General features: G+C 32.8%; 8 protein-coding genes. 6 read left to right on the forward strand and 2 right to left on the reverse strand.

Going from position 1 to position 12,014, the window contains the following annotated elements; translation table 11 throughout:
• The first annotated feature begins 13 nt into the window (after positions 1–13).
• From V0410_RS08600 to V0410_RS08615, 4 genes are all read left to right on the forward strand, one after another.
• Positions 14–2,770: a hypothetical protein gene (locus tag V0410_RS08600; RefSeq protein ID WP_330747146.1), complete on the forward strand. Its 2,757-nt coding sequence runs from the start codon at positions 14–16 to the stop codon at positions 2,768–2,770.
• A 456-nt stretch (positions 2,771–3,226) separates the two neighbouring features.
• Positions 3,227–4,291, forward strand: coding sequence for a DNA cytosine methyltransferase (locus tag V0410_RS08605; protein ID WP_330747147.1), 1,065 nt, complete (start codon positions 3,227–3,229; stop codon positions 4,289–4,291).
• Entirely contained in the window at positions 4,281–7,184 is a 2,904-nt protein-coding gene (locus V0410_RS08610) for an ATP-binding protein (RefSeq protein WP_330747148.1), read from the forward strand. The genes V0410_RS08605 and V0410_RS08610 overlap by 11 nt, the downstream gene beginning before the upstream one ends.
• Positions 7,177–8,868 (forward strand): response regulator receiver domain, encoded by a 1,692-nt coding sequence (locus V0410_RS08615; RefSeq protein WP_330747149.1) that lies wholly within the window; start codon positions 7,177–7,179, stop codon positions 8,866–8,868. Before V0410_RS08610 ends, V0410_RS08615 begins: the two co-directional genes overlap by 8 nt.
• 24 nt (positions 8,869–8,892) lie before the next feature.
• Here V0410_RS08615 and V0410_RS08620 read toward each other — a convergent pair whose 3' ends face one another.
• Positions 8,893–9,894: an HNH endonuclease gene (locus V0410_RS08620; protein WP_330747150.1), complete on the reverse strand. Its 1,002-nt coding sequence runs from the start codon at positions 9,892–9,894 to the stop codon at positions 8,893–8,895.
• A gap of 49 nt (positions 9,895–9,943) precedes the next feature.
• Between V0410_RS08620 and V0410_RS08625 the strand changes: the two genes are divergently transcribed.
• The gene (locus V0410_RS08625) at positions 9,944–10,369 is read left to right on the forward strand and encodes a very short patch repair endonuclease (RefSeq protein ID WP_330747151.1); all 426 of its coding nucleotides are present in this window, start codon (positions 9,944–9,946) and stop codon (positions 10,367–10,369) included.
• Between the two features lie 62 nt (positions 10,370–10,431).
• On the opposite strand, the gene V0410_RS08630 is transcribed toward V0410_RS08625, so the two are convergent.
• Positions 10,432–10,839: a helix-turn-helix domain-containing protein gene (locus V0410_RS08630; RefSeq protein ID WP_330747152.1), complete on the reverse strand. Its 408-nt coding sequence runs from the start codon at positions 10,837–10,839 to the stop codon at positions 10,432–10,434.
• Positions 10,840–11,136: 297 nt separating this feature from the next.
• Here V0410_RS08630 and V0410_RS08635 point away from each other — a divergent pair, with 297 nt between their 5' ends.
• The gene (locus V0410_RS08635) at positions 11,137–11,634 is read left to right on the forward strand and encodes a hypothetical protein (RefSeq protein WP_330747153.1); all 498 of its coding nucleotides are present in this window, start codon (positions 11,137–11,139) and stop codon (positions 11,632–11,634) included.
• The last annotated feature ends 380 nt before the right edge of the window (positions 11,635–12,014 follow it).

Consider the following 12,014-nt stretch of genomic DNA (forward strand, 5'->3'; position numbering starts at 1 on the left):
CTTTTTCATTTTTTTGATTTCGTTTCAGATATGGATTCCGGCACAAAGCAGTTCCGGGATAAGTCTTGATATCCGTAATGAATCCAGAACAGATAAAACAGGGATCCTGGATCTGATCATCGTCCTTGACAATCAAAGCACAAATGATTTCAAAGGAAAAATAAATATTACCATTCCTCAAGGTTTCAGAAATATTTCGGGCAACAATCTTCAGGTCGAAATGAAATCTGGGGAACACCTTTTCCTTCCCGTAAAGATCGTGGTCAGCAATAATGCCGTTTCAGGAGAATCCCGTCTGGGTTTCCGTCTTTCGGACCAGCAGAATAAAACAATGGCGGAAAAAGAAATACCTTACACCGTTACTGAAAATAATGCCATGCGCATCACGGCAGAAACCCCTCTGATTTATGTGAATAAGGCTACCGATTCGGTAGAAGTAAGGGCAAGGGTTTCCAATCTTGGGAACAGAAAGCAGCATGTAACGGTTGTCTTTAAAATTCCGGAAGCTGAGCAGGGAAATGCTTTTATAGAGAAAACAGGAAGTATTGGCGTGCAGAAAGATTCAGTCTTTGTGTTCCGTTTTCTGCCTTCCCGAATCAGATCCCGCAGCACTCAGATTTCCGTTAATATTGCAGGTTTCAGAGAGCCGGACAGAGAAATATTCGGCAACACTACGGTATCTGTGCAAAATGTTTCTTCGGTACAGCGTTATGAGGATATGGAATCCACTGCTTTTTCCAACTTTACCAGGAATACCATCACAGCGAGTTACAGACATGCCGGAGAAAACCTTGACATGTATCAATTGGTAGGTTCCGGAGGTTTCAACCTTCCGTCAGGATATATTTTCATCCGGGGAAATATCTATACCATGACGAATCAGAGCGATCCTATTGTCAACAATACCTATCTGACCTATCACAGGGAAAACAATGAATTCACCATCGGAAACATCAATAAATTACTGGAACTTTCCATGTTCGGAAGAGGGCTGGAATATGCCTACACGTCTCCTGATAAAGACAAAAAAATTGAAGCAGGTTTCGTAGATCAGACCTACAGCCTGATCGAAAGAAATTCTTTTCTGAAATCTGGTTATGGATTTTATACCAGAGGAACTCTTGGAGCTCAAAACGCTTCCCATAATATCTCCGGAACCTATATTTTCAGGGACGATCCTTACGAAAAAGCCAGACATCATGTAGCCGGAACAGACCTTCAGTATGCTTTCGGTAAAGACTGGAGAACCAACACCAAGGTGTATGGCGGACTGAGTTTCTACGAAAATAACCAGCCTACCAAGCCTTCTTTAGCTTTGGAATCACAATATTCCGGAATGATCAAAAAGGTCAATCTGAACGGAAATTATTTCTACAGCACAGATTATTATCCCGGAAACAGAAGAGGAATTTTACAGATTCAACAGAATTTCTCTACCATGATTTTCAAAGATCATTATGTGTATGCCAACATTACGGCTTCCCACTTTTCACCTAAGTTCTACTTTTACGACAACACCCTGAATTCAAGCAATCTAAGACTGGATACGGGAATCAACTTCCCTAAAAAAGGGAATTTCGGGATGGGACTTGGCTACCAGTATCAGGAAGAAAATTCCAATTCTTATAATAATTTCTTCAATGCCCAGCCTTATGAGAATACCAAACAGCTGAAAGCCCAGCGTTTTACGGAATACCTTACCTGGCTGAGTCCTGATAAGCAACACACCTCCATCTTAAGCATGGAAACAGGATTGGCACAATATCCGGACAACGACAAACAGCAGTTTCAGATGAAAGTAAGCGGAACCTACAGCTACAAATGGCTTACCGTGAACGGGATCTATCAGCACGGAAGTTATTTCCTTTCTGAATATGCTTTTTCAAAAATGATGAACCAAAGCACTCCCTACGAAAAGCTTTCCCTTTCTGCTTTTGTGAATAAAAATTTCTTCAACCGTCAGCTGAATGTTACCTCAGGGGTGTCTTATACGGATGATGTTCTGTATGGAAAGTCGCCTTCCGGCTTTATGAACCTGAAGTATTCAAGGGAAAAGTACGCTTTATATCTGAACTCATCCTACTTCAGCTATACTGCAGGAAGTTTCACCAATAATCTATTGACCGTGGAAGCCGGTGTTACCGTCAACCTTAGAAACAGCACCCTTGATCCGGGTAAAAAAGGTGATATCAAAGTATTTGTCTATTATGACCTGAACGAAAACAATATCTATGATGAAGGCGACAAAGAAGCGGCTGACTATCTCATTATGCTCAACAATATTTCATTTAAAACTGACCCGTCAGGTTCTATCAGCTACCGTTCTATCCCTTATGGAAAATATGCCCTGAAACAGGTGATCCAGCAAGGCTGGTATTACGATGAAACCGAATTTACGGTAGACAGGCACCACTACTCTTTTGAAATCCCTCTTCATCAAAACGGAACGACCCAGGGAAAAATAACTTACGACTTTGATTCCAAAACCGCAGTAGATTTCACGCCCAAAGTCGGTGGTGTTCTCTTCAATATTTACCGCAACGAACAGTTAGTACATCATATCATCACCGACGACAACGGGGAGTTTGCCTCCTTCCTACCTTCCGGAACTTACAGGATTGAGTTGAACAAAAACTCTCTGCCTTCCAACACCTATTGCGAACGCTCTACTGATACTTTTAAAGTGGAAGCCGGGAAAATAGTACAACTTGAACCTTTTGTGATTAAGGTGAGGGAGAAGGTGATCAGGGTGAAGAAGTTTGGGAGTTAAATACTGATATATCTTACTGATTGAAGAGGTTAGTTCGTCCGAAGATATCAACTTTTTCATAGATAAAAATATCTCAAATAAAATCAGTTAACTAACATCTAAAACAATGGGTTTTATTTTAGTAAATGGGTTGTTTACAAAAAAATTATATATTTGTAAACAACCATTAAAAACTAAAATCATGTTGACAAATAGACCTCATAAAACTACTGTATAGATTTACTTAAATCTTTAGCTCAATATTTGATATCACAAAATATTGAAAATTCCATTAAGTACTTACGGTTTTCCGTAATGATTACAGAATAAAACTTCATAATATTGCTACCAATAATTGATATGTTATAATTTTACTTATACTCAAGTGAATATAAACCTATTAACTATCATTTTATGTCATTTTTATTTTGTATATTTTTGCAATTACTAATAATTTCAAAATAGTAAATTAAATTAATGTCCGATAAAAAAATTAAAGCTGTTGATTTCTTCTGCTCTGGGGGTGGAATGAGTTGTGGTATGCAACAAGCAGGAATTGAAATAATAGCAGGAATTGATCATGATATTTCTTGTAAAGAAACTTATGAAGCCAATATTAAAGGTGCTACATTTATTCATAAAGACGTATTTAAATTGGAAGAAGAATATCTTGAAAACACTCTAAAGCTTAATAAAAATGATGATAATTTACTACTTATAGGTTGTAGCCCATGCCAGTTCTGGAGTATTATCAATACTGATAAGAAAAAATCAAAAGAATCTAAGGACTTATTAAAAGAATTCCGACGATTTGTTGAATATTTCAATCCAGGATATGTTGTTGTAGAAAATGTGCCTGGTGTTCTTAGAAAAAAAAGGGCCAGTGGCTTGGAAAGCTTTATAAAATGGTTAAAATTAAATGGTTACAAAGTTCATTTTAATGTACATGAAGTAAGTGAATATGGAGTTCCTCAATATAGAAAAAGATTTACCTTAATAGCTAATAGAATAACTGGAGTTGAAATAGTTCCAATTGCTCTAAATGGCAAAAAGGTTACCGTAAGAGATGTACTTGGTACGCATAATGGATTTCCAGAAGTATTACATGGAAATAAAGATACCTCTGAGTTCTTGCATACGGTAGCAAGACTTGAAGAAATAAATTTAAAAAGATTGGCAGTAACACCAAAAGATGGTGGAGATCGATTAGGATATGTTTTTGATAAAGAATTGGCACCTGCTTGTCATTATGGAAAGCTTGACGGATTTAGAGATATTTATGGACGCATGTGGTGGGATCGCCCTTCACCGACTATAACCACAAAATTCTATAGTATGTCAAACGGAAGATTTGTACATCCTGAGGAAGACCGTGCTATATCCTTACGTGAAGGAGCTGTACTACAATCATTTCCGAAAAATTATAAATTTAAAGGTACTAGTCTTGCAGGTATAGCAAGGATGATAGGTAACGCTGTCCCTCCCAAATATGCCTCCGCAATTGGTCAAGCAATAATACAAAATCATAAAAATGCAATTTAGAACAAAAGCAAGGGCCGTTGACTTATTGGGAAAAGGTCAAATTGCAGATTTACCAACTGCCATTACAGAATTATGGAAAAATGGTTATGATGCGTACGCAGATAATTTAAAAGCTGAATTATTTAAAGAAGACTACAATGGATTATCCAAATCTTACTTTATAATTTCCGATGATGGTAAAGGAATGTCTAGCTCAGATATTCTAGATAAATGGCTAGTGCTGGGAACTGATTCTAAATCGAGAGCTGAACTAGATATTGAATCAGAAGATACTTTATGGAAACGTCCTAGAATTAAAGCTGGTGAAAAAGGAATTGGTAGATTATCAGTAGCTTATTTAGGTAATCCAATGTTAATGCTGACGAAAAAAATCGGTTACCCTTTACAAGCAGTATATTTTGATTGGAGATTACTTGAAAATTATAATTTATTTCTGGACGATATTGTCATTCCAATAAAGTCTGTTGAAAAATTAGAAACTTTAGATTCTGTTTTTTTAGAACTCAAAAATACATTTCTATCAAATTTTGATAAGGAATATGATATAGAACAAAAGCCTATTTGGGAAGGGAAGCAAATAGAACTTAAGTCTGAAATTATTTTAGAAACAAGCGACTCTCAATTAGAAAAACCTATTTTTAATTATATATATTCTTTCTTTAATTCAGATGATTCCCATGGAACTATATTTTTAATTTTTAATCCAATAAATCAAATAGTAGAGTTATCTGAAAATGATGAAGATAAGATGGCAGAAGGAAGTTTTGTGACTTCTAGCCTAATTGGATTTACAAATCCTTTTAAAAAAACATCAATTGATATTGAAACCGTTTTTAATATCCATAATGATTCAGAGACTTATGACCTATTAACGAAACAAGGTAATTTCTTTGACAAATCAGATTTTGAGTTAGCAGATGTATATATCAAAGGAGACTTTGATGGAAATGGAAATTTTGTTGGAACCATCAGAATATTTGATGAAATAATTGATTATACATATACTAATCCTAGAAAAAAAGATAAACGTTTTTATTATGGTAATATTCCTATTGAATTAGGATATTCCCAAGGAGAAGAAAAGTCATCCATTTTATCAGAAGTGCAATTTAACAAAATTTCAAATAAGGTTAAAGAATATGGTGGATTATATGTATTTAGAGATGACTTTAGAGTATTACCCTATGGAAGAGAAAATGCAGATTTTTTGAACTTTGAACTCAGAAGATCTAAAAGAGCAGGAACATATTATTTTTCATATCGAAGAATGTTTGGTTATTTAGATTTAACCCGTGAACGAAACCCAAATTTAAAAGATAAATCCAGTAGAGAAGGCTTAATAAATAATGCTCAATACAGAGCTTTTACTAGTGATGCAATAAATTTCTTTATAGTATTAGCACAAGATTTTTTTGCTACAAAATCCAAACAATCTGTTTTTAGAGATAAATTAAAAGAAATCCAAGACGAAAACAAAGCTTTACAAGCTGATAAGGCCAGAGAAAAAGCTGAAAAAGTTGTATTTACTAGATCTCTCAATAGTTATCCTAAAAGGTTAGACGAACACCAAACTAAGTACGAATATTTACTTAATCTTTTAAAAGATAAACTAGAAAATATCAATGTTACATATTCCGAAATTGAGGATATTTTAGACGAACTTCAGAAGATGGATCTTGAATTAAAAAGCTTAATTCCTAAAATCCCTAAACGTTATAGACCTACCGAAGCACAAAGAGAACGACTATTTAAATTTGAAACCCGTTTAAATAAATATATTGAATTTGTTACTCCGAGAAGAGAAGAGTTAAACAAGAAAGCTCAAGATAAATTAGAGATTAGAGATTTAAAAATTGATTTTACTAAGAAATATAATAGCTATATTTCTGCTTTAGAAAAAGCACTTAATGAAAATAGACAGCAACTAGAAGATAAGTTTTCATCATTAAATAAAGATTATAAAGAAAGAGCAAAACGAGTTCTTAACTCATTTACAGAAAACAAAGGAAACATAGTAAGTAATATTATATCCAAAGAACAGGTTAGCCAATTTACTTATGAAATTGAACAACAATATAACAACCTATTCGAAGAAATAGACAGAACTTTATTTCCTCTAGTAGAACATGTTAAACGTTTATCTTTTGACATTGATGAAGAACAAGTTCAAGGAGCTTATAAAGCTCAATATGAACAAATGAAATATCAATGGGAACAAACTAGAGATACGGCACAATTAGGAATTGCTGTTGAAATTATTGATCATGAATTTAATCAATTGTATGCAAAAATCAATAATCAATTAGATATCTTAAGTAAAAATAATATAGTTAGTTCAATTAAAGAATTTGATTTTCTAGAAAATAATTTTAAACAATTAGAAGATAAATATGCTCTGCTATCACCATTATACAGAATATCAGGGGCTTTAACCAAAGATGTTTCTTGCAATGTTGTTTATAATTACCTACTTGAGTTTTTCGAAAATCAGATCAATGAATATAATATAAACTTTGAAGTATCGGATTCCTTCAAAAAACACACTATTAATATAAAAGAACCCGTTATTCATACTGTATTTATAAATATCATAAATAATGCTATTTATTGGATGCGAAACAAAGAACAACGCACTATTAGACTTGATTATTATTTCGATTCTCAAGAAATAATAATTGCTAATTCAGGTGAAAAAATACCTGATTACAGATTGGACAAAATTTTTGAACTTTTCTACTCACAGCGTCCAAACGGAAGAGGAATTGGTCTATACCTATCAAAGCAAAGCCTTAACGAAGCTGACTTAGATATTTACGCCACCAATGATAAAAAATACAATTCTTTAAACGGAGCTTGCTTCGTAATAAATAAAACTAAAACCCACAATGTATAGCCAAAAAGCATTTGAAATATTAAACTCATCAATTAACAATGCTATTTTTATTGATGAGAAAGCTAAAGATTTTTATTCAGGAACAGCCTTAGATCCAAATATTGCTGAAGAGAAGTTATCATATGATTTATTTGATACATTTAAAAAAAATGGAAAAAATCTAACTGTTCATAGATTTGAAAAATCAAATTTAGGAGATGAAATGACTTTAGAATATTTATTTAAAGGTAAAGATCTAATTTTATTGGATTGGGAGCTAGCAGATCATGCAGGGCAGGAATATTCTTTAAGCTTACTAAATAAAGCAGTTAGCACACCTCATATAAATTTTTGTTGCATTTACTCAAATTCTAATAATTTTAATCAAATTTCACTTTTTTTAGATGCCTACTTTTCTGGTTTAACAAGGGAAGATTTTGAAATAATTAAAGATGAATTTTCATTTATTGAAACAGAAGAATTAAAAAATATACTGAACAATGACGAAAAAAATATTAAAGAATTTATTGAGGAGTATGATTTAGATTTTAATAATTTTCCTATCCAACACCTTAGAGACCAATCCTCACTCTTACTACTTCGTTACATATACATTTCATTAAATACAGACAAGTTTATAATCTCAAATGATTTAATAAAAAAATACGAAGTTTTAAATATCGGCGATGACTCTTTTATGATTAACAATACTTTTGTTTTAACTTTAAAAAAAGACTTTATAGATGATACAGACTTCAATAATCTTTTACAGAGGATTTCTAAAGTTATTGTTAAAAATGATGGAAGTTTTTTTCAATTATTGGGCTTAGAAATGCAATCCATTTTTAATTTAAATGAGAGCTTTATAGATAATACAATTTTAAAATCTTCGACTGAGGCTCTTTTTCAATTCCGAAATCACTTAAAGAATGATAAAACATTCGGTACTGTTATAAAAAAATTGTTGATTGAACAAGCTACCTTAAAGCTGAGAACAGCTAAGTTAAAACTTCTCGAAAAAGAATTTTTAGACTCTAAAAGTAAAGATTTAGAAGGTAAAGCCCCAACTCACAATGAATTAATGCAATTAAACATATTTTACAACTCCGTAAATGTCAAGGGATTAGACAAGGAAAGCATCCCTAATTTAAATTTCGGTGATGTATTTATTGATGAGAAAGGAACTTATTATTTATGTGTTACTGCACTGTGTGATTGTTATGATCCAAATAAAATTCAAGGAAACTTTTATTTTGTTATAGGAAAAGTATTTAAAAATCTGGAATTAGCTCTTAAACTTGGAGATACTGCATTTATTAATTTTTTACCAAATAATACTGCTGTTTATTGGGGCAATATTGAAAGTGCAAGATTCTCTGAGATTGATAAACAAAAGACTGGTGAAAGTATGGATGCATATAGAGTACGTAAATTAACAAATGAGATTGAGGGTTATAAGCATTTTCTCTATAAACCTTTCTATGTTAAACCTCAAGTTTTTAATGTTGAAAACAATAAACTTATAGATAATCAATTAAGAGTTTGGGATATTTCGAACAAATATACCAAAGAAGAGATTAATCAGAATCTTAATTGTTTCAATTTAACTTATATAACTACATTAAGAAATGACTATGCACAAAGAATAGCAAATCATGCTTTTGGACACCCCGCTAGAGTTGGAGTTGATTTTGTAAAGATCTAATAAATAATCTTTTATATATTAATGTTATAATTCTTTATTGAAAACATTCCATCTAAAAAGCAAAGCATCTTCTGAAGGTGCTTTTTCTCCAATTATTATTTTTTGATTTTCGAATATTTTATACTCAGTATCTAACAAGTTATCCGAAATAGTAAGAGTAAGTGTATAGGGATTTATAGCAATAAGATTAAGATCAAATAAGGTGTGTATATCCGCTCTAAGCAAAAGCCCATTCTCTGGGTGATTATCATTTATTCCACGATAAGGATTAATGTGTGCAGCTTCAAGAATATCAATTATTTTACACCCGGTCACAATACATGTATTATTGTATCTTTTAAGTAGTTTATTTCTAAAATCTTGCTGTCCTCTACGAAGTTTTATAGCACGTAAAACGCTATCTCTTTCATCTTTATTGTTATTTATATATGGCTCATCAGTATCTTTTATATAGCCCTCTTCTTTCTCTAATGTAGGATAGGAATTTAGTAGCTTTGCTTTAATATGAATAAACAAGTCTATAACAGCTGGGTTCAGTCGTTGCATAGACATATTTTGATTATAGCCATTCATATAAAAAGAACGAAGTAATTTAAGAGTATGATCTTCATTATTATTTGCAGTAAAAGATGAAAAGAAAGCTGTATACTTATCAACATTCCTTACTTCCTCAATCGGAACTTCGAATTCATGCCCTTTATTACAGCGGTATTTAGGTCTTTTTGTTTTACGTGTATCTATAGTTGTTCCCTGACACTTTGGACAACGTCGGATTGTCTTTGTACTAGGTGAAATATTAATATGTCCTATTGTTGCAAACCCTAGTATTTTTTCCTTATCTATCAAAATCACAAAATCATCAGAACTAATTTGTTTTGAGTTAGGAACGAGACTGTCATAATTATAGTACTCTTCTAATTTATCATTATAGCTATCAATAGTTTGAAAAGAACGATCTTTATCCTCAATAATCGTTTTCAGCACCCAATACTTTCTTACATCCTCAAAAATTTCACCTTTTAACATATATGATTCAAATAATTCTTAAATTGTAATTAATTATACAAATATAATAATGTCTGACATCTTTTCATCTGAAAAACGTTCTGAAATCATGTCCAAGATTTCTGGAAAAGAAACAAAGCCGGAAATCTTGGTAAGAAAATATTTATTTGCTAATGGATTTAGATTTAGAAAAAATGATAAACGTTTTCCAGGAAAACCTGATATTGTTCTTCCAAAATATAAAACTATTGTTTTTATAAACGGATGTTTTTGGCATGGGCATAAGAACTGTAAAAAAGCCAAACTACCCGAAACTAGGAAAGAATTTTGGGAAAATAAGATAAATAGCAATATTATACGGGACCAACAAAATATTGATTACTTGGAATCAATAGGATGGTCAGTAATAGTAGTATGGCAATGTAGGTTAGGGAAAGACAAAGAGCATACATTATCAAATTTAGTTGATGAAATTCATGATAACAGGCCATTATAATCAGCTTTATTACTAATAAAAAAGGTTCAACATTTCTGCTGAACCTTTTTCTATATCTTAAGTTATCCTTTCTCAATCAATCTCTCCAACCTCACCATCATCTCATCCTTCTCCTTCAGCATCCTTTCATAAAGTCCCATCTTTTCCTCATGCAATTTTTTTATTTCATCAATAGGACTAAAGTTGAAAGTTGAATTTGGATTTCCAACACAAGCATTATCCCCAAACGTATTAGAAATAATATTCACTGCCTGCTCCTCATCAAAATTCTGAAACGCTTCTACCGGAATTTTCAATACTTCGGAAATTCTTTTCAGTAAAGGGTCTTCAATAATTTCTTTCTGTTCCAGCAGAGAAACTTTCTTCTGGTTCCAGTCGTCCCCAAGGTCAAGAGCCAATGCTTCCTGCTTGATGCCCAGCATTTCTCTGAATCGTTTTACATTGCGTCCCTGATGTATTGTATGTTCCATGATAAATCAACATTTATGAGGTTTAAATATAGAAAAATATTTATAAAAACTCGCCTTAAAAAACAGCTTAATTACAATCTCTGTTCTTCATGCTGATACTGTGAAACGGTCCTCCTCTCCTATTTCGCCATTTCCGTTTTTATGCCCGCTTTTTTTCATCAAAAAGTCAGAAAAAATAAACCTTATTATCTGGTTTTCATTTTCTGATGAACACCCTCTGAAAATCTTACAACACCCTGTTTTTCTATGCCTGGCACTCGCTATATTTGATCATACAAACCAAAAAAACACAATATTATGGCACTAGACAATTTAATCAGTTTAAGTTTTACTGCTGAAGAACTCACCAAACTTGATCAGGCATTACAAACTATTGAGACGGTATTATCAGGAAAAACCATCAATCTTACTCCCGAGGAAAGACAACAATACGGAAGTATTGCAGAACAGAACAAACTCTTCGTTAATAAAGCCAAAATCTACATGGAGCAATATCCCCAATATGTTCCGAACTTTTTAGATAAAGTGGAATTCGATAAAGATTATCTGGGAAGAGAACAGGTAGAACAACGCCTGCAAATCCTGAGCTCATTAACAGAACAGCTGTCTGATACTAAAGTTCTGCTGGATCACGATAATTACCACAATGCCATCACCTTCTATAGAAACATGAAATTCCTTTCAGGAGAAAATGTTCCGGGAACGAATGTCATTTATGAAGATATGAAACAGTTTTTCATAACTACAACCCCTTCTACCCCTCCGGTAACTCCCTCTGATGACCTAAAGAACTAACAGCGATCGGTTGTACAAGTATCAACAGGCGGTTCTGAAGTTCAAACACCCATTTCTACAAGTGTCTGTACCCCCTTACCCAAGGGGGTATTATCATTTAAAAACTGCCTGCAGGTTATTAATGAAGTATCTTCAGCTTATTCGGAAATGCCTGCAGACACTTAACCAACTTGTTGCCGTTATTTCAAGACCGGCTGTTGATATATTGATAACCTGTTTCAGGGGCATATCTATCCGGTTGTAGATATTTAAAAAGTAACTGTGGACACTTGTATAAGTGATTATTGTATACAATTACGTTTTCCCGTAAGTAGAAGTTGGAGATTTTTATTATTATTGCTTCTTCTAATGCAGAAGTTGTTCTTTCGCCAGGAAGACAG

The sequence above is a fragment of the Chryseobacterium sp. CP-77 genome (genome assembly GCF_036362765.1).
Lineage (GTDB): Bacteria > Bacteroidota > Bacteroidia > Flavobacteriales > Weeksellaceae > Chryseobacterium > Chryseobacterium cupriresistens.

Bases quoted from the DNA above. Each gene is read 5' to 3' on its own strand.
- V0410_RS08605 (WP_330747147.1), top strand. From the start codon at position 3,227: ATGTCCGATAAAAAAATTAAAGCTGTTGATTTCTTCTGCTCTGGGGGT.
- V0410_RS08610 (WP_330747148.1), top strand. From the start codon at position 4,281: ATGCAATTTAGAACAAAAGCAAGGGCCGTTGACTTATTGGGAAAAGGT.
- V0410_RS08615 (WP_330747149.1), top strand. From the start codon at position 7,177: ATGTATAGCCAAAAAGCATTTGAAATATTAAACTCATCAATTAACAAT.
- V0410_RS08620 (WP_330747150.1), bottom strand. From the start codon at position 9,894: ATGTTAAAAGGTGAAATTTTTGAGGATGTAAGAAAGTATTGGGTGCTG.
- V0410_RS08625 (WP_330747151.1), top strand. From the start codon at position 9,944: ATGTCTGACATCTTTTCATCTGAAAAACGTTCTGAAATCATGTCCAAG.
- V0410_RS08630 (WP_330747152.1), bottom strand. From the start codon at position 10,839: ATGGAACATACAATACATCAGGGACGCAATGTAAAACGATTCAGAGAA.
- V0410_RS08635 (WP_330747153.1), top strand. From the start codon at position 11,137: ATGGCACTAGACAATTTAATCAGTTTAAGTTTTACTGCTGAAGAACTC.